General features: G+C 64.2%; 19 protein-coding genes. 12 read left to right on the top strand and 7 right to left on the bottom strand.

Going from position 1 to position 17,798, the window contains the following annotated elements; translation table 11 throughout:
* Nucleotides 1-171 precede the first annotated feature (171 nt).
* The 8 genes from G7020_RS14605 to G7020_RS14570 are packed head-to-tail and all read left to right on the top strand — an operon-like array spanning nucleotide 172 to nucleotide 6,936.
* Nucleotides 172-663, top strand: coding sequence for a Na+/H+ antiporter subunit E (locus tag G7020_RS14605; RefSeq protein WP_181085675.1), 492 nt, complete (start codon nucleotides 172-174; stop codon nucleotides 661-663).
* A complete protein-coding gene (locus tag G7020_RS14600; RefSeq protein ID WP_181085673.1) occupies nucleotides 663-914 on the top strand; it encodes a monovalent cation/H+ antiporter complex subunit F in 252 nt (83 codons plus the stop codon). Before G7020_RS14605 ends, G7020_RS14600 begins: the two co-directional genes overlap by 1 nt.
* Nucleotides 907-1,197 carry a cation:proton antiporter gene (locus tag G7020_RS14595; protein ID WP_181085671.1) on the top strand — a complete coding sequence of 97 codons (291 nt, stop codon included), beginning with the start codon at nucleotides 907-909 and terminating at the stop codon, nucleotides 1,195-1,197. The genes G7020_RS14600 and G7020_RS14595 overlap by 8 nt, the downstream gene beginning before the upstream one ends.
* Nucleotides 1,190-2,098, top strand: a complete 909-nt coding sequence (locus G7020_RS14590) for an MnhB domain-containing protein (protein ID WP_181085669.1) — start codon at nucleotides 1,190-1,192, stop codon at nucleotides 2,096-2,098. Before G7020_RS14595 ends, G7020_RS14590 begins: the two co-directional genes overlap by 8 nt.
* The gene (locus tag G7020_RS14585) at nucleotides 2,095-2,376 is read left to right on the top strand and encodes an NADH-quinone oxidoreductase subunit K (RefSeq protein ID WP_181085667.1); all 282 of its coding nucleotides are present in this window, start codon (nucleotides 2,095-2,097) and stop codon (nucleotides 2,374-2,376) included. The genes G7020_RS14590 and G7020_RS14585 overlap by 4 nt, the downstream gene beginning before the upstream one ends.
* Nucleotides 2,373-3,797, top strand: coding sequence for a complex I subunit 5 family protein (locus G7020_RS14580; protein ID WP_181085665.1), 1,425 nt, complete (start codon nucleotides 2,373-2,375; stop codon nucleotides 3,795-3,797). The genes G7020_RS14585 and G7020_RS14580 overlap by 4 nt, the downstream gene beginning before the upstream one ends.
* Nucleotides 3,794-5,290, top strand: a complete 1,497-nt coding sequence (locus tag G7020_RS14575; protein WP_181085663.1) for a complex I subunit 5 family protein — start codon at nucleotides 3,794-3,796, stop codon at nucleotides 5,288-5,290. Before G7020_RS14580 ends, G7020_RS14575 begins: the two co-directional genes overlap by 4 nt.
* Nucleotides 5,287-6,936 (top strand): proton-conducting transporter membrane subunit, encoded by a 1,650-nt coding sequence (locus G7020_RS14570; RefSeq protein ID WP_181085661.1) that lies wholly within the window; start codon nucleotides 5,287-5,289, stop codon nucleotides 6,934-6,936. The genes G7020_RS14575 and G7020_RS14570 overlap by 4 nt, the downstream gene beginning before the upstream one ends.
* A 59-nt stretch (nucleotides 6,937-6,995) precedes the next feature.
* On the opposite strand, the gene G7020_RS14565 is transcribed toward G7020_RS14570, so the two are convergent.
* Nucleotides 6,996-7,340 carry a helix-turn-helix domain-containing protein gene (locus G7020_RS14565; RefSeq protein WP_181085659.1) on the bottom strand — a complete coding sequence of 115 codons (345 nt, stop codon included), beginning with the start codon at nucleotides 7,338-7,340 and terminating at the stop codon, nucleotides 6,996-6,998.
* 267 nt (nucleotides 7,341-7,607) lie between these two features.
* Here G7020_RS14565 and G7020_RS14560 point away from each other — a divergent pair, with 267 nt between their 5' ends.
* Nucleotides 7,608-9,653, top strand: coding sequence for a methyl-accepting chemotaxis protein (locus G7020_RS14560; RefSeq protein ID WP_181085657.1), 2,046 nt, complete (start codon nucleotides 7,608-7,610; stop codon nucleotides 9,651-9,653).
* 36 nt (nucleotides 9,654-9,689) lie between these two features.
* Here the strand turns inward: G7020_RS14560 and G7020_RS14555 are convergent, their stop codons facing one another.
* From G7020_RS14555 to G7020_RS14535, 5 genes are all read right to left on the bottom strand, one after another.
* The gene (locus G7020_RS14555; RefSeq protein ID WP_181085655.1) at nucleotides 9,690-10,133 is read right to left on the bottom strand and encodes a ketosteroid isomerase-related protein; all 444 of its coding nucleotides are present in this window, start codon (nucleotides 10,131-10,133) and stop codon (nucleotides 9,690-9,692) included.
* A gap of 124 nt (nucleotides 10,134-10,257) precedes the next feature.
* Complete coding sequence (locus tag G7020_RS14550) at nucleotides 10,258-11,655, bottom strand: ATP-binding protein (protein ID WP_181085651.1); 1,398 nt, start codon at nucleotides 11,653-11,655, stop codon at nucleotides 10,258-10,260.
* Nucleotides 11,652-12,329 carry a response regulator gene (locus G7020_RS14545; protein WP_181085649.1) on the bottom strand — a complete coding sequence of 226 codons (678 nt, stop codon included), beginning with the start codon at nucleotides 12,327-12,329 and terminating at the stop codon, nucleotides 11,652-11,654. Before G7020_RS14545 ends, G7020_RS14550 begins: the two co-directional genes overlap by 4 nt.
* A gap of 72 nt (nucleotides 12,330-12,401) precedes the next feature.
* The gene (locus tag G7020_RS14540; protein ID WP_181085647.1) at nucleotides 12,402-13,007 is read right to left on the bottom strand and encodes an outer membrane beta-barrel protein; all 606 of its coding nucleotides are present in this window, start codon (nucleotides 13,005-13,007) and stop codon (nucleotides 12,402-12,404) included.
* 229 nt (nucleotides 13,008-13,236) lie between these two features.
* Complete coding sequence (locus G7020_RS14535) at nucleotides 13,237-13,899, bottom strand: helix-turn-helix transcriptional regulator (protein ID WP_181085645.1); 663 nt, start codon at nucleotides 13,897-13,899, stop codon at nucleotides 13,237-13,239.
* Between the two features lie 428 nt (nucleotides 13,900-14,327).
* Here G7020_RS14535 and G7020_RS14530 point away from each other — a divergent pair, with 428 nt between their 5' ends.
* Complete coding sequence (locus G7020_RS14530) at nucleotides 14,328-14,540, top strand: hypothetical protein (protein WP_181085643.1); 213 nt, start codon at nucleotides 14,328-14,330, stop codon at nucleotides 14,538-14,540.
* A gap of 51 nt (nucleotides 14,541-14,591) precedes the next feature.
* On the top strand, nucleotides 14,592-14,885 hold the full coding sequence (locus G7020_RS14525) for a hypothetical protein (RefSeq protein WP_181085641.1): 294 nt from the start codon (nucleotides 14,592-14,594) through the stop codon (nucleotides 14,883-14,885).
* 49 nt (nucleotides 14,886-14,934) lie between these two features.
* On the opposite strand, the gene serA is transcribed toward G7020_RS14525, so the two are convergent.
* The gene (gene serA, locus G7020_RS14520) at nucleotides 14,935-16,164 is read right to left on the bottom strand and encodes a phosphoglycerate dehydrogenase (RefSeq protein WP_181085639.1); all 1,230 of its coding nucleotides are present in this window, start codon (nucleotides 16,162-16,164) and stop codon (nucleotides 14,935-14,937) included.
* Between the two features lie 195 nt (nucleotides 16,165-16,359).
* Between serA and G7020_RS14515 the strand changes: the two genes are divergently transcribed.
* On the top strand, nucleotides 16,360-17,751 hold the full coding sequence (locus G7020_RS14515) for an FAD-binding oxidoreductase (protein WP_181085637.1): 1,392 nt from the start codon (nucleotides 16,360-16,362) through the stop codon (nucleotides 17,749-17,751).
* Nucleotides 17,752-17,798 lie beyond the last annotated feature (47 nt).

The following is a 17,798-nucleotide window of genomic DNA, read 5'->3' as shown; positions in this document are numbered from 1 at the left end:
CACGGCTTCAACGGCTCATCCTTTTTGCTCCCGTCAGCGGAATGCGACAGTCGCTATATTCATAGTGCTGAGCTTCCGCAATGCGCTGAAACAAGCCGGAGGGGGGAAGCCAAGGAACGTCGTGGCTGCGCTCAGTCCAACACAACGACTCGCCACCAAGGAGTAACAGTGATGGACCAGACCGGATTGCGTTGCCGCTGGGCCGATGGACTGGGCTGGGCGTTGCTTTACGGCGCGCTCTGGGCATTGTTCACCGGCGGCAGCGGCTGGCTGCTGGGGGTGCCGAGTATTTTGTCGGCGGTGGGGCTTTCGTTGTGGTTGGGAATCAGGCCCTGGCGGCTCTCGCTGACGGCTCTGCCGGGCTTTCTCCGGTTCTTTCTCTGCAGGATGGTCATGGGTGGCTGGGACGTGGCGTGGCGTGCCCTGCATCCTCGATGTCCGCTGCAACCGGCATGGCATCAATATTCGCTTGCCAGCCAGTCGCCGCGGATGCGTCTGTTGCTGTCGGCCATGGTCGGGCTGTTGCCGGGGACGCTGGTCTCGCGTATCGATGGTGAGCAGATGCAGGTCCACGTGCTGGACGAGCGCTTGCCCTGGCGGGCTACCATCGCTGAACTCGAACAGCGCCTCGAACGGCTGCTTGGCGCGAGTGGGAAGCGCTGATGGCCGTGTTTTCGGCGCTGCTGTTGCTGACCCTGATCATGGGCCTGTGGCGGGTGCTGCGTGGGCCGGGGTGGGTCGGTCGGCTGCTGGCGGTGCAGTTGTTCGGTACTACCGGCACCGCGCTGCTGCTGGTGCTGGCGCAGTGGCAGGACGCGCCGGCGCTGCGCGATGCGGCGCTGGTGCTGGCCCTGCTGGCGGCGATGATCAGCGTCGCACTGGTACAACTGCTGCGGCGCAGCCACCATGAATGAGTGGCTCGCCCTTTTCAGCTGGCTGCTGCTGGCCGGCGGGCTGCTGTTCTTTGCCGCCGGCAGTATCGGGCTGCTGCGCTTTCCCGACACCCTGAGCCGCCTGCACGCGCTGACCAAGGCCGACACCCTCGGCCTCGGTCTGGTGGTCGCCGGGCTTGCGCTGCGCGCGGGCAGCCTGTTGGAGGTGGCGCAGATGCTGCTGATCTGGTTGCTGGTGCTGGCTTCGGGCACCACCGCTTGCCAGCTGCTGGCGCGCCAGTGTGAGGAGAGCGGCGATGACTGACTGGCTGCTCGATGCGGTGCTCGGGTTGTTGCTGCTGGGCCTGGCCGGCGGCGCGCTGCATGTGCGCCAGCTGTATGCCGGGGTGCTGCTGTTCATCGCCTTTGGGCTGTTGCTGGCGCTGGTCTGGGCACGTCTGGGCGCCGCCGACCTGGCGCTGGCCGAGGCGGCTATCGGCGCAGGATTGACTGGCGTACTGCTGTTCGCCGCCCTTTCGCGTCAGCCGCTGGAATGCCGCGAGCCACGTCTGCCAGGCCGCCGGCGATTGGCCGCCGTGCTGGTGCTGCTGCCGTTACTGTTCCTGCTGTTGCCGCCGCTGGCACCGCTTGGCGAGCTGGAGTCGCGGGTTCCGGTGCAGATCGATGCCGCGCTGGCGCACAGCGGCGTCGAGCATCCGGTGACGGCGGTACTGCTCAATTTCCGCGCCTGGGACACGCTGCTGGAGCTGGCGGTGCTGCTGCTGGCGTTGCTCGGCGCGCGCCAGTTGGGGCCGGTGCGGTTGCAACTGAGCGAACCCTGGCCGTTGCTGCGGGCCTGGAGCCGAACGCTTGCGCCATTGCTGGTGCTGGCCGGCGGCTATGTGCTCTGGCGCGGCGCGGCTTCGCCGGGCGGGGCGTTCCAGGCGGGCGCGCTGCTGGCGGCGGGTATCGTCCTGCTGCGTCTGGCCGGTGCGCTACCGGCGCTGCGCTGGCGCTTCTGGCCGCTGCGGCTGCTGGTGCTGGCGGGTCTGCTGCTGTTCATCGGCGTGGCTGCGTCGTGCGCCTGGTTCGGGGACGGCTGGCTGCGTTATCCGGCTGCCTGGGCCAAGCCGCTGATTCTCTTCATCGAGGCTGCGGCGACGCTGTCCATCGCGGCCAGCCTGAGCCTGCTGGTGATCGGCGACGAAGCGGAGCGGCAGCCATGAGCGCCACTCTGTTCTGGATCGCCATCGGCCTGGCCCTGTGGCTGATCGGCCTGCACGGGCTGCTGACGCTGCGCCAGGCGTTGCGGCGGATCATCGCCATCAACCTGATGGGCAGCGGCGTGTTTCTGGTGATGATTGCCCTGGCCACGCGCCACGACCCGAGCGATCCGTTGCTGGTGGCGCTGGTGGTCACCGGGTTGGTGGTGGCAGTCAGCGCCACCGCGCTGGCGCTGCGCTTGAGCAGTGCGCTGGCCTCGTCATCGGAGCGCAAGCGATGAGTGCCGCGCTGGTCAGCCTGCTGCTGCCATTGGCCGGCGCGCTGCTGTTGATTCTGCTGCGCCCGGCGCATAGCGGGCGCTGGGTGATCGCGCTGAGCCTGGGCGCACTGGTGGCGGCGATCATGGCGCTGCATCTGGTGCTCGATCATGGCGAGCGCAGCCTGCTCATCGGTGGCTGGGAGGCCGGGCTGGCGATTCGCTTTCGGCTGACGCCGTTGGCGGCGCTGCTGCTGGTATTCAGCGCCGGATTGCACCTGCTGGTGGCGCTGTATGCGGCGCGCATCGCCCATGCCGCCGGCAGCGAGGATTACTGGCCGTTGTCCTGCCTGCTGCATGCGGCTTTGGCCGCGCTGTGGCTGTCGGCGGATCTGTTCAACCTCTATGTGACCCTGGAGTTGCTCAGCATGGCGGCCGTGGCGCTGGTGGCGCTGGCCGGGCGAAAGGCCTGGAAGCCGGCGCTTAACTACCTGCTGCTGTCGCTGGCCGGCTCGCTGGCCTATCTGCTGGGTGTGGCGCTGATCTACGGGCGCTACGGCGTGCTCGATCTGGCCTTGCTGGCGCAGCTGACCGAGGCCGATGGTGTGACTCATTTGGCGCTGCTGCTGATGACGGTCGGGCTGATGCTCAAGGCCGCGCTATGGCCGCTGCACCTGTGGCTGCCGCCGGCCCACGCCGCGGCGCCGACCGCGGTCAGCGCGTTGCTCTCGGCGCTGGTGGTCAAGGGGCCGCTGTATATCCTCTGGTTGCTCTGGAGCGAGATCGCGCCGGAAGCATTCGGGCGTGACGCCGGTCTGCTGTTCGGCACGGCGGGTGTGCTGGCGCTGGTTGCCGGGGGTTGGTCGGCACTGCGGACACCCCATCTGAAAACGCTGGTGGCCTATTCCACCGTCGCCCAGCTCGGCTATGCCCTGCTGGCCCTCGGCTTGCTGCTGCATCTCGACGAACCGCGTCTGCATGCGGCGCTGTGGTTGTTCGTGCTGGCCCACGGACTGGCCAAGGTGTCGATGTTTCTGGCTGCCGGCGAGTTGCAGAGCATTCTGGGCAGCAGGCGGGTGACAGGCATGAAGGGCGCCAGCCAGAACGTGCCGATTGCCCTGGCCGCTTTCGCGGTTGCAGGCGGCAGTCTGGTCGGGTTGCCGCCCAGTGGCGGCTTTCTGGCCAAGTGGCTGCTGCTGCAGCCGCTATTCGAGCGTCCGCAACACTGGCCCTGGGCCGTCGGGGTGCTGCTCGGCACGCTGATGTCCTCTGCCTACGTATTCCGTGTCGTCGCCCATGGGTTCGACCGGGCACGACCGAATCCACCGAGCATCCACCCGGATCGTCCGGCCCAGTGGCTGGCGCTGTTGCCGGCGTTGCTGGTCTGGGGGCTGGCGCTGATCAGCGAGCCGCTGCTGCTCTGGCTGGGAGGGCTCGGTCGATGAACTGGTACAGCGTGCTGCCGCTGGGGATCGTGCTCAGCTCGTTGCTGCCGGGGCTGGTGATCTTCGCCTTGAGCGAGGATCGCCAGCGTCTGCGTGTAACCCTTAACCTGCTCGGCGTGACCCTCAAGCTGCTGCTGGTCGGCAGCATGCTCTATGGCGTCAGCCAGGGCAGCGAGTACCGTTTCAGTGTGCCGCTGCTGCCCGGCGCGCCGCTGGTGCTGCAGGCCGATGCGCTGTCGCTGCTGTTCGTCGCGCTGTCGTCGCTGCTGTGGGCGGTCACCACGGTCTACGCCATCGGCTATCTGGAAGACTCGCCGCTGCGCTCGCGTTTCTTCGGCTACTTCAGCCTGTGCGTCAGCGCCACGGTAGGCCTGGCACTGGCGGGCAATCTGGTCAGCTTCCTGTTGTTCTACGAGCTGCTGACGCTGGCGACCTTCCCGCTGGTGGTGCATCGCGGCACGCCGGAATCGCTGGCAGCCGGGCGCGTCTATCTGGCTTACACAGTGGGTGGCGGCGCGCTGGTGCTGATGGGCGTGGCGTTGTTGCACAGCCTGGCCGGCACGCCGGACTTCCAGGCCGCCGGCTACCTGCTCGATCAGGTCGACGAGCATGACCTGGCATTGCGCGTGGCCTTTGCCTTGCTGATTTGCGGCCTCGGCGTGAAGGCCGCGCTGATTCCGCTGCACGGCTGGTTGCCACGGGCCATGGTCGCACCGGCGCCGGTCAGCGCCCTGCTGCACGCGGTGGCCGTGGTCAAGGCAGGCGCGTTCGGCATCGTGCGGGTGGTCTACGACGTATTCGGCGCCGAGGCGCTGACGCGCCTGGACCTCACCGGTCCGCTGCTCTGGCTGGCGGCGGCGACCATCCTCTACGGTTCGTTGCGCGCGCTGCAGCAGCAGGAGCTGAAGAAGCGCCTGGCCTACTCGACCATCAGCCAGGTGTCCTACGTGACCCTGGGCGTCGCACTGCTCGGGCCGATTGCCGCCGTGGGTGGGCTGGTGCATCTGGTGCACCAGGGGCTGATGAAGGTGACGCTGTTCTATTGTGCGGGCAACTTCGCCGAAACCCTGGGAATTCACCGCATCCGCGAGATGGACGGCGTCGGTCGGCGCATGCCCTGGAGCATGGCGGCGTTCACCGTCGGCGCGCTGGGCATGATCGGTATTCCACCGATCGCCGGCTTCATCAGCAAATGGACGCTGGGCCTCGGCGCGCTGCAGGTCGGCCAGGACTGGGTGCTGCTGGTGCTGTTCGGTTCGGCACTGCTGAATGGCGCCTACTTCCTGCCGCTGCTCTGGCGTGGCTGGTTCGCCGAACCGGCTGACTGGGAGCAGAACCGTTGGGCCGGCGAGCGTTTCGAAACCCACTGGATGTTGCTGCTGCCGCCCCTGATCACGGCGCTGCTGTCGTTGCTGGTCGGGCTGCTGGCGGCCACCGCATTGAGCCCGCTGGGCTGGAGCCAGCTGATCGTCGAGCGGGAGTTCGCCCTGTGAGCGCCTGGCTCTGGCTGCTCGTGCCCTTCGCGCCCTTGGTCGGCGGCGCGCTGCTGCTGATGCTGCGCCAGCACGTCCTGCCTTGGCTGTGGCTGGCCTGTGTGCCGGCTTTGCTGGCGGCACTGCAACCTCCGCCAGCGCTGGAGCTACCCTGGCTATGGGAGGGGGTGCGCTGGGGCGCGGGTGATGCGCTGACGCGCGCCTGGCTGGGTTTTTCCGCGCTGCTTTGGGGCTGCGCGGCGGTGTTCGCCAGCAGCAGTCTGGCTCGCGATCCACACAGGTTGCGCTTCTGGGCGTTCTGGCAACTGGCGCTGGCCGGCAACCTGCTGCTGATCATCGCCACCGACGCGCTGAGCTTCTACCTCGGCTTCAGCGCCATGAGCCTGTCGGCCTACGGACTGATCGTGCATCGTCGCGGGCCGGGACCACGACGTGCCGGACGCTTGTATCTGCAGCTGGCAATCTGTGGCGAGATGCTGCTGCTGGCGGGCCTGCTGTTGCGCAGCCACGCCGGCGATTACGCCTTCGACTTCGCCAGCTGGCAGACGCAGCCGATCGACGACCTGACCCTGGCGTTGCTGCTGCTTGGTCTCGGACTGAAGGCCGGGTTCTGGCCGCTGCATGTATGGCTGCCGCTGGCCCATCCCGAAGCTCCGGCGCCAGCCAGTGCGGTGCTTTCAGGGGCGATGCTCAAGGCCGGCATCCTCGGCCTCTGGCGTTGCATGCCAGAGGCCGACCCGACACTGGCAGCTTGGAGCACGCCGCTGCTGATGGTCGGTATCTTCGGCGCGTTGTACGCCGCCGCGCTCGGGCTCTGTGCGGGAAAATCCAAGGCGGTGCTGGCCTTTTCCTCGGTGAGCCAGATGGGCTGGATGCTGATGATCCTGGCGCTGGCCTGGAGCCTGGAAGCGCCCTCGGCAGCGCTTCTCGCGGTACTGCTGCTGTTCGGCATGCATCACGGCCTGGCCAAGGGCGCCTTGTTCCTGGCGGCGGGAATGGTCCATGAAGGGCGTCTGCCGCGTCTGGCCTGGGTGCTATTGCTACTGCCGGCGCTGGCGATCATGGGTGCGCCGCTAAGCAGCGGTGCGGCGGTGAAATACCTGCTCAAGGATGCCTGGCATGAAAGCACGTTCGCCGCCTGGGTGCCCTGGTTGAGTCTGGCCAGCTTCGCTACTGCCCTGTTGCTGATGCGCGCGCTCCGGCTGATGTGGCGCGACCAGCAGCATGCGGTGCAGCCGCCGCCGGCTGGCCAGTGGTTGCCCTGGGCGACGCTCAGCGTGGCGTCGCTGTTGCTGCCATGGGGCTGGCCGGTGATGCGCGAGTCGCTGCTGGCCAGCCTTTATCCAGCTGGGCTGTGGGCATCGCTCTGGCCGCTGTTGCTCGCGCTGGCTCTGACTGGACTGGCGTTGTATCTGCGTTGGCGTGTACCGTCGCTGCTGGCACGGCTGCCTAACCTGGCACTGTGGGCGTCGCTGTATATCACGCGAGTGCTGCGCCAACCGCCGTTGCCTACCCTTACAATTCACCTCGAACGCAACCGCTGGCGCGTGCGCGAACGGCGCTGGAATCGCTTCTGGGAAGGCGGCACGCTGACTGTCAGCGCCTGGTTGCTGGTTGGGCTGCTGTGGCTGGGCTGGCTGTGGTGATCGTACCCGGTGGGCGAATGCCGCTGGGAAGGCCTCTCATCTGCATAGGCGACGCGCGGTTACGGCTTTGCCAGATGGGCTGAAAGGCTCGCCACCATTTCCAGTACGAATGCGCGGTCCTTGTTCGATAGCGTGCCGATGAGATTCGTGATCGCGCGTCCCTGATCTTCCGCCCTGTTGCTGGATTCGATCAGCAGATCACCCACCGGGCAGTCGAAAATGCCGGCCAGTTCCACCAGGCGCGCCACAGTCGGCATCACAATGCCCCGCTCCATGCGCGATACCGCCTCGTTGCCAATGTTGAGCCGCTCGGCGACCTCCTCCTGAGTGAGCATGCAGGCCACTCTTCTCTTCGAGATAGCTTTGCCCACCACGCGTGCCAAGGCGTGTTCATTCATTTTCATGATGACCTCCATCCAACTTAAATGGTGGTATCTCAACTTGTTGACATGAAGGGATTTTAAGGTTGACCATCAGCCTTTAAAGAGGTTTCCGGCGTTCTGAAGCAAAAATGAAAACAATAAATAAAAAGATCGGTGCGAACTCGACTGGCCGACATTCGTAGAAATTCGAAGCAAGTCCCTGCGTTGTGAATTTGCTGGTGCCGGTGCACCGGCACAGTCCAACCGCACCTGCCTCGTGCATTTCACTGACCAACTGGAGTCGAATCGATGTCCGCTTTACCGTCCTTCCGCGACTGGCCGATCGCCGCCAAGCTCAATGTGGTGCAGTTCTTGAGCATGGGGGTATTGCTCGCCATCGCCATCACCGCGCTGGTGCTGTGGCTGGGCCTGGTGCTTGAGGAAAAGAGCCTGGAGAGCGTGCGCCAGAGCAATCAGCAAGCCATCGACATGCTGGCGGTCTATAACAGCGCCACAGAGCAAAGCGCGGAAAGACTGGGCGAGGTACTGGCCGCCCGTTATCCGGACGGCTTCAGCCTGGATGAGGGGGCGGGCATCGCCATCGGCGGTATTGTCACGCCCCTGTTGCGCTCCGGCGATCATGTGCTCAACCTTGATTTCGCGATTGTCGATGACTTCACCGCCACCACCCAGGCGGTAGCCACCCTGTTCGCCCGCACGGGGGACGATTTCGTCCGGGTGGCCACTTCGCTGAAGAAGGAAGACGGCGAGCGCGCCGTGGGTACCCTTTTGGGTTCGGCGCACCCTGCCCATGCACGGTTGCTGCAGGGGGAGCCATACACCGGCAAGGCCAACTTGTTCGGTCGCGACTACATGACCCGCTACCTGCCGCAGCGGGATGCATCCGGGCGCGTCGTCGCCGTGCTGCTCATCGGCCTGGACTTCACCCGGGAACTGGCATTCCTGAAAGAGCGCATCGGCAGCATCAGACTCGGTCGTACCGGCTATATCTTTGCCGTGGACGCAGGTGAGGACAGGGGAACCCTGGTGATCCATCCGGCCCAGGAGGGCGCCAATCTGCTGGAGGCCAGGGATGCCAACGGTGTCGCCTTCATTCGTGAGATGGTGGATGGCAAGGCAGGCACCCTCCGCTATCTGTTCACCAATCCTGGCGAGCGCCGGCCCAGGGACAAGGTGGTCCCGTTCGGTCATTTCGCCCCCTGGAATTGGGTGGTGGGCGCCTCCCTCTACCGCGACGATCTGATGGAAGAGGCGAGCGCGGTGCGTAACCGGCTGATCATCGGAGCCATCGTGCTCGGTCTGTCGCTGCTGTTGGTGAGCGTGCTGGTCGTGCGCCGCTGGGTCAGCCGGCCCCTCGCTGATGCGGTGGTCGCAATTCAGCACATTGCCAGCGGCAACCTGGCAGTGCATATCCCGCCCCAGGGCAAGGATGAAAGCGGACTGCTGCTCAACGCCACCCGGACGATGGCCGGCAACATGAGCGAGGCTATTGCCAGCATCCAGACCGCCGCCCGGCAAGTGGGAGAGTGCGCCGACCATCTGTCCGAGACCACTCGCGAGGTCGCCGCCAAGTCGGGGTTGCAAAGCGAGGCGGCCACCTCCATGGCTGCGGCCATCGAAGAAATGAACGCCAGCATCGGCCATGTCGCCGAGAACTCGCAGAATGCCAGGGAAATTTCCGCTTCCTCCGGGCAGGTTTCCAGCGAGGGCACGGAGGTGATCCAGCAGACGGTGGGGAGCATGACGCGCATCGCCGGCGCGGTGCGCGACGCCTCTGCCACGGTTGCCCAGCTGGGAGAAGAGTCCCAGGCGATTTCCGCCATCATTGATGTGATCAAGGGCATTGCCGGCCAGACCAACCTGCTGGCCCTGAATGCCGCGATCGAGGCGGCCAGGGCCGGCGAGGCGGGGCGCGGCTTTGCCGTGGTAGCCGATGAGGTACGCAAGCTGGCCGAGCGCACCTCGCTCTCCACCCAGGAAATCGAAGGCATGATCGGACGTATCCAGGACGGCACCAGCGAAGCGGTGTGCAATATGGAAACCGGCGTCAGGCAGGTGGAGGAGGGCGTTACGTTCGCCACCCAGGCCGGTGGCAGCATCGCCGATATTCGCCTCAGTGCCGATCAGGTCTCCCGGGCCGTCAACGACATTTCCGAGGCGCTGGCGCAACAGACTACGGCCTCGCACGAGATTGCCGAAAATGTGGCGAGGATCGCCGCCATGGCCAATGAAAACAATTTCCTGGTACAGAACTCAGCCGGTTACGCCGAAGAGCTCAAGCAACTGGCCGCCAGCCTGAACCAGCGTGCCTTGCGTTTCGTCATCACGGGTTGAACATTGCCCGGCGCGCCGGCTGGTCGCCAGGCGCGTTCAAGGCAACGCCTTCTCGGCGAAGGGGCGGGTCACGAGCCCCAGCTGGGCGCGAAAGCTTTCCATGTCGAACATGGTGCAGATTTCCTCGATCTGCCGGCTGGGGGTGAGGGTCCAGAAGGCCATGGCGGAAATGCTCAGCACCTTGTCGCTGGACGGATAGCCGAACGCGGGGCGCTCGATGGTGCCGATCAGGGTGCTCCAGGTGACGACCTTGTTGCCCTCGGCGATGCACTCTTCGACGACCACTTCCAGCTCAGGCATGGCGTGGCGGATCTGACGGACCATGTCGAGAAATTCGGCGCTGTAAAGCGAGCGTCCGATGAACGAGCTTTTGTAGAGGAAATCCTTGCTGTGCAACTGCTCGGCCAGGGCCATGTGCCCGCGATTCCAGGTCAGTTCGATGTGTTGGCGGACCAGTTTCTTGTAGTCGTCCAATGACATATACGCGCTCCAGGGTGCCTGTCGGGATGTGATCGAGCGCGCACTTTAGGGGCTGCTCCTGCTTCATCGCAAGCCGCTTTGCCGGTGTGAGCCGGCCATGCTCGCGGTGACTGCCGGGTCAGGCTCAGTCGTTGCCGAGCCTGATCCGGAACGCTGCGCCGCCGAGCCCGGACTCGCCCAGGCTGAGTTCGCCGCCATAGCTGTCGAGGATGTCCTTGGCCACCGCCAGGCCGATGCCCTGACCGGGGTGCTGGCTGTCGAAGCGTTCGCCGCGGCGGATGATCCGCGCACGCTGATCGACCGGCACGCCCGGTCCGTCATCCTCGATGCCGAGCAGCAGGTCACCTTCGCTGTTGCTGGCGCTGATGTGCACCTGCCGCAGGCAGAGGCGATAGGCGTTCTCCAGCAGGTTGCCGAGCAGCTCCATCAGCGCGCCTCGCTCCATCGGTACCAGGCATGGTTCGGCGAGCTGCATGTCGACCTGCACGTGCTTGTCACGGTAGACCTTGTCCAGCGTACCGCAGAGGCTGACCAGCAGCGGCCTGAGTTCGACCCGATGACGCACCAGGCCGCTCTTGCCGAGGCTGGCACGTTGCAGCTGATAGCCGATCTGCTGGCTCATGCGTTCGATCTGCGCCTGCATCACCTGCGCCTGCTGGCGGCTATGCGCTTGCGCCGAGAGTGTTTCGCCGACGCCCTGCAGCACGCTGAGCGGTGTTTTCAGGCTGTGCGCCAGATCGCCGAGGGAGTTGCGGTATTGCTCGCGCTGGCGGCGCTCGCTATCGAGCAGGCGGTTGAGCGAGCGCGTCAGGCGCAGCAGCTCGCGTGGGTGATCGTCACTCAGTCGTTCGCGCTGGCTGGCTTCGACCTCGTCGAGTTCAACGCTGACCCGCTTGAGGGTGCGAAAGCCCCAGGTCAGGCCGAGCCAGAGCAGTACCAGCAACACCAGCAACCCGCTACCCAGCCACAGGTAGAGCTGGCGGCGAAACTCTTCGAACAGGCTCACGTACTCGCTGGTCGGTTGCATGGTGACGAAGCTGAAGGCGTTGTCGCGGCTGCCGGTCAGATGCAGTTCGACATCGTAAACGAAGTACTCGACGCCATCTGCGTCGCGTATGCGCAGAAACTCGGTGATGCGGCCTTCGTAGCGCGGACGGTAGTCGATGCGCTCGTCGGCCGCCGAGCGCGAATGCCAGACCAGCTCGCCACGGCGGTCATAAATAAAGCCCAGCAGTTGTGCATCCGGCAGGTTGAATTCTTCGTCCGGCAGCCGCTCCGGCATCGATAACCGCCCATTTTCCACCTGTGCGGCGCTGATCAATGTGTTGGCATCGGCGGCCAGACGCTGCTCGATGACCCGTTCGAAGGTCAGGCTGAAGGCGCCCTGCAGGACCGGCAGCAGCACCAGCATGAACAGCACGGCCAGGCCTGCGGCGCCAAGCATCAGCCGCAGGCGCAACGACATGGCGCTGGTCAGCAGGGTACGCGCGCGCGCCTGGAACCGGCGCCAGCGTCGGCTCATCGGCAGCGCTCGGTGAACAGGTAGCCCAGGCCGCGCACGGTCTCGATGGGTTTCATCGCGCACTGGGCTTCGAGCTTGCGCCGCAGCCGCCCGACCAGTACTTCGATCACGTTCGGGTCGCGTTCCTCGTCGCCGCTGTAGAGTTGCTCCATCAGCCGCTCCTTGGCCACCACCTGCTGCTGGTGGCGCATCAGGTATTCGAGGATGCGGTATTCGTAGGCGGTCAGCGCCAGCGTCTCGCCGTTGGTCGTGGCTTGCTTGCGGTTGAGGTCGAGCACCAGCGGGCCGGCTTCGATGGTGGCCTGGGTGAAGCCGCTGGAACGGCGCAGCAGGGCGTTCAGGCGTGCTTCCAGTTCCTCGAACTGAAAGGGCTTGACTACGTAATCGTCAGCGCCGGCAGCCAGGCCTTCGACCTTGTCCTGCCAGTTGCCACGCGCCGTGAGGATGAGGATCGGAAAGGTCTTGCCGCGGCTGCGCAGCTGGCGGATCAGGTCCAGCCCGCTGATGCTGGGCAGGCCGAGATCGATAACGGCAAGGTCGTGATTGAATTCGTGGGTCTGATACAGCGCCTCTTCGGCGTTGGGTACGGCATCGACAATGTGCCCGCTCTCGCCGAGCCGGGTCTGCAAGTGGTGGCGCAGCAGCGCCTCGTCTTCCACCACCAGCACTTTCATGTTTGTGCTCCCTAATACAGACGACCGGGCCTTGCCCGGTCGTCATTCAACGTTCTGTTGGCACAGTCGCCGTCAGAAGTGATAGTTCAGGCCCAGATAGGCCTGCTTGCTGCTGTGCACGTCGATCGAACCCAGCTTGCCGACGCCGCGCTCGGACACTTCGGTACCGGCATTGCTGCGCAGGTAGCGGTAGCCGGCTTCCACCGAGGTGTTGTCGCCGAGCTTCTGCAGGATACCGGCCTGCACGCCGACCAGGTAGCCGATGTCGCTGTCACGGCTGTAGCCCTTGGACTCGTTATCCAGCTTGGTCAGACCGGCGCTGGCACCGCCGAACAGGCGGGTGGTGTCGCCCAGCGGGACGAACATGTCGTAGCTGCCGATCAGATTCTGCTGACGCAGCTTGAGACTGCTGCCATAGTCGTCCGAAACGTTCTCGTAGGTCATGTAGTAGCGGGCCTCGTCGGTCATCTGGCCGGCGCGCACACCCCAGGTGCCGCTGTTCTTGAGTACGTCATCGAAGCGGTTCTTGCCTGCCATGTTCTGCTTCAGCGAGCCGGAACGGTCGGTGTTGACGGTGCTTTTGCCCCAGGTGAAGCCGGCGAAGTTCTCGGCGGCGTGAGCGCCGAAGCTGAAGATGCCGAGGGTGGTGGCAAGGGCCAGAGTGCTAAGTTTTTTCATCGGTGACTCCTTTTCAGGCAGCGGGATACTGACGGTCCCTAGCCTGAACGCTTGTCACTGAACCTTTCCTGAACCCAGCCTGAACCTGCGCTGAACGAGTGCCGCATGTCACGCCGTTGGTCCGGCACCAGCCTTATGCAAGCTGCTGCGACTCGCTCTGATCGCCCACGCCGGCGTCATCGTACGGTTGGTTGCGTAGGGGTGGTGATGCTACCGGGCGCGCAGATTCTCAGGCGGTGCAGGATTTGTCCCAATTGAGGTGCCCGCGCAGCAGACACGCAGCCTCGGCCCGGTTGGATGCGCCAATCTTGCGCAGCAGGTTGTGGATATGGCTTTTGATCGTATGTGGGCTGAGGTTCAGTCGTTCGGCGATTTCGGCGTTTGAAAGCCCTTTGCCGGCCAGGCTGAGAATCTCGCGCTCACGCAGGGTCAGCGAGGGTTTGCTGCCGGCGCGCTGGCGCATGCGCCGCCACTGGCTGAGCAGGCGCTCGGTCAGTAACCGTGGCAACCAGTCGCCGCCATCGAGCAGTATCTGAATGCCTTCCAGCAAGTGTTCGGGTGTGGTGTGGGTATAGAACACGCCGCGAATGGCCGGATATTGTTCCACCAGCTGTTCGGCCTGCTCCGGTGCGATGTTCAGCAATGCCACGGGCGCTTTTTCACCCAGCCGCTCCAGCAGGCTGGACAGTTGCTCGGTGTCGTTGTTGTCGGCATCTACCAGATAGAGGTCGGGTGTTTGCGCAGTGTCGTCTCCGGGCCGCGTCAGGGTGACGTCCAGCCAGGTCTGTTCGCCAAGAAAGTGTTTGAAGAAAAGTCCCAGCAACTCGTTGCCGGTGAGCAGGCTTACGCAAGAAAGGTTGCGCTCCTGGTCGGTCAGATCCGCCTCGTCCATGTTCGATCCATATAGGTAGCAAAGTTCCTAAACGACCGGTGTCTGGCTGCGAAGTTCATTCCGGGTGCTGTCCATGGCGTAGGGATGACGATGCGACGAACGGTGAGGTGAACGCAGTGCGCACTGCGGGCATTTGTGGCGAGGGGAAAGATTTTGTAATGCCCTGGATGAAACCCTCAGCGTGGCGGGTTGCCCGATTGAAGGTAACCCCTCTGAAATAAGGAGAACGAACATGCAAACGACAAAACTCGCAGCTCTGACACTGGCCGGCCTGATGTCCACGACCGTATTTGCAGCGGGCACCAGTGATACCGATAGCACCACGCGCGGTGACAATCGTTACGAGACGATCGATGGCACTACCACAGACGATACCAGTCGTTCAGGTATGCCCACCAATCCCGGCATGAGCACCGGAACAGGTTCTGATGCCGATACTCGCACCGGCACCGGTTCTGATGGCACTGGCACTGGCACTGGCACTGGCACTGGTGGCGGCGGTATGGGCACTGGTACCGGTGGTGGCGCAGGCGGAATGGGCGGTGGCGCAGGTAACTGATGTGATGAGGCAGTTCAAAAAGCTCCGGCTCTGCTCGGGGCTTTTTGCATTGATGAGCCGGGTGCGCCTGCCGTATCGCTGAAACTCGTGCCGCAGGTGGTTGCCCAATGAGGTGTCACTTCTGGAGTGAGCCATGGACCTGCGTACGCTGATCTTCACCGCAACCCTGGCAGTTGCCGCCCCGGTGCTGGCGACTGGAACCGGCCCGACGATCCCGGAGAAAAGCCGCGAGCATCCCCTGGATACCCGCGAGCCACGACAGGACGTCATCGACGCTCCGGATGAGCGTCAGCCCCGGCCACCCACGCTGGATGCGCCGCCAGAAGTACCGCCACTGGAGCCGGTCGAACCGCTGCCGGAACGGCCCAAGCCGCAGGGCATCGAAACCAGCGGCAGAGCCATGCCGGTCAACTGGGCGTTCGATTGAGCATGAAAAAGGGAGACCGAAGTCTCCCTTATCGTTCAACGCTCAGCTATCAGAACAGCACACGGCTGCGGATGGTGCCGTTGACGTGCTGCAGTTTCTCCAGCGCCAGCTCGGAGTATTCCTTGTCCACGTCGATCACCACGTAGCCGACCTTCTCGTTGGTCTGCAGGAACTGGCCGGCGATGTTGATGCCGTTGTCGGCGAAGACCTTGTTGATCTCGCTCATCACACCCGGAATGTTCTGGTGGATGTGCAGCAGGCGGTGCTTGTCGGGATGCGACGGCAGCGCCACTTCCGGGAAGTTGACCGAGGACACCGAGGTGCCGTTGTCGCTGTACTTGACCAGTTTCTCGGCCACTTCCAGGCCGATATTGGCCTGCGCCTCGGCGGTGGAGCCACCGATGTGCGGGGTGAGGATCACACGGTCCAGGCCACGCAGCGGACTTTCGAATTCCTCATCGTTGGAGCGCGGCTCCACCGGGAACACGTCGATGGCGGCGCCGATCAGGTGCTCGTCCTTGATCGCGGCGGCCAGGTGATCCAGCTCGACCACGGTGCCGCGGGCGGCATTGATCAGGATGCCGCCCTTCTTCATGGCGCGGATTTCCTTCTCGCCGATCATCCACTGGGTCGATGGCAGCTCGGGAACGTGCAGGGAGACGATGTCGCACATGCCCAGCAGCTCGTACAACGAGCCGATCTGCGTGGCGTTGCCCAGCGGCAGCTTGGTCACCACGTCGTAGAAATAGACCTGCATGCCCAGCGCTTCGGCCAGTACCGAAAGCTGGGTGCCGATGGAGCCGTAGCCGATGATGCCGAGCTTCTTGCCGCGGATCTCGAAGGAGTTGGCCGCCGACTTGATCCAGCCGCCACGGTGGCAGGAGGCGTTCTTCTCCGGGATGCCGCGCAGCAGCAGGATGGCCTGGGCCAGCACCAGTTCGGCCACCGAGCGGGTGTTGGAATAGGGTGCGTTGAATACCGCGATACCGCGCTCGCGAGCGGCATTCAGATCGACCTGATTGGTGCCGATGCAGAAGCAGCCGACGGCGATCAGCTTCTTCGCCGCCTCGAAGACGTCCTCGGTGAGCTGGGTACGCGAACGGATGCCGATGAAGTGGGCATCGGCGATCTTTGCCTTCAGTTCGTCGCCGGACAGCGCCGTCTTGAGGTATTCGATGTTCGAGTAACCGGCGGCCTTCAGGGTGTCGACGGCGTTCTGGTGGACGCCTTCCAGAAGAAGGAACTTGATCTTGCTCTTGTCGAGAGAGGTCTGGCTCATCTGCATTAAAACCTTTAAGGCCGGAGGTTGTGACAAGTGTCCAGCGAAGGCTGGCCGAGCCGGAAATGCCGGTTCGGGAGTCTGCCGAGGCACGTTTCAAAGGGGTGCGTATGCTAGCATACGAGCCCCCTGAAACACCCATCCCCGAGCTGAAGCGTGCTCAGGGTGACCATGAATTGTATGAGAGTTCCCGCGATGACCGATCCCGCCCTGATCGATGAGCTGCAAACCCTGGTCGAGCCCGGCAAGGTGCTGACCGACGCCGATTCGCTGAATGCCTACGGCAAGGACTGGACCAAGCATTTCGCGCCGGCGCCCTCGGCCATCGTCTTTCCGAAAAGCATCGAGCAGGTGCAGGCCATCGTGCGCTGGGCCAATCAGCGCAAGGTCGCGCTGGTGCCGTCCGGCGGGCGCACGGGGCTGTCCGCTGCGGCGGTGGCGGCCAATGGCGAAGTGGTGGTGTCGTTCGACTACATGAACCAGATCCTCGAATTCAACGAGATGGATCGCACCGCCGTCTGCCAGCCGGGCGTGGTCACCGCGCAACTGCAGCAGTTCGCCGAAGACAAGGGCCTGTATTACCCGGTGGATTTCGCCTCCGCCGGTTCCAGCCAGATTGGCGGCAACATCGGCACCAATGCCGGCGGGATCAAGGTGATCCGCTACGGCATGACCCGCAACTGGGTCGCCGGCATGAAGGTGGTGACCGGCAAGGGTGACCTGCTGGAACTGAACAAGGACCTGATCAAGAACGCCACCGGCTACGACCTGCGTCAGCTGTTCATCGGCGCCGAGGGCACGCTCGGATTCGTGGTGGAAGCGACCATGCGCCTGGAGCGCCAGCCGACCAACCTCACCGCGCTGGTGCTGGGCACCCCGGATTTCGATTCGATCATGCCGGTGCTGCATGCCTTCCAGGACAAGCTGGACCTGACCGCCTTCGAGTTCTTCTCCGACAAGGCGCTGGCCAAGGTGCTCGGTCGCGGCGATGTGCCCGCGCCGTTCGAGACCGACTGCCCGTTCTATGCGCTGCTGGAATTCGAGGCCACCACCGAAGAGCGCGCCGACCAGGCGCTGGCCACCTTCGAGCATTGCGTGGAGCAGGGCTGGGTGCTCGATGGCGTGATGAGCCAGAGCGAGCAGCAGCTGCAGAACCTGTGGAAGCTGCGCGAGTACATCTCCGAAACCATCAGCCACTGGACGCCGTACAAGAACGACATCTCGGTCACCATCGCCAAGGTACCGGCCTTCCTCAAGGAAATCGACGCCATCGTCGGCGAGCATTACCCGGACTTCGAGATCGTCTGGTTCGGCCATATCGGCGACGGCAACCTGCATCTGAACATCCTCAAGCCCGATGCGATGGACAAGGACGAGTTCTTCGGCAAGTGCGCCACGGTGAACAAGTGGGTGTTCGAGACCGTGCAGAAGTACAACGGCTCGATCTCCGCAGAACATGGCGTGGGCATGACCAAGCGCGATTATCTCGAATACAGCCGCTCGGCTGCGGAAATCGAGTACATGAAGGCGGTCAAGGCGGTGTTCGACCCCAATGGCATCATGAACCCCGGCAAGATCTTCAACTGACAGCGGCAATCGCGCCGATGGCGCGATCATTCGATAAAAGCGCTGGA

Origin of the sequence: Stutzerimonas stutzeri (assembly GCF_013522825.1) — a bacterium.
Taxonomy (GTDB): domain Bacteria; phylum Pseudomonadota; class Gammaproteobacteria; order Pseudomonadales; family Pseudomonadaceae; genus Stutzerimonas; species Stutzerimonas stutzeri_AK.
Note: the sequence above shows the minus strand (reverse complement) of the source record. Positions and strands in the feature narration are given on the sequence as shown.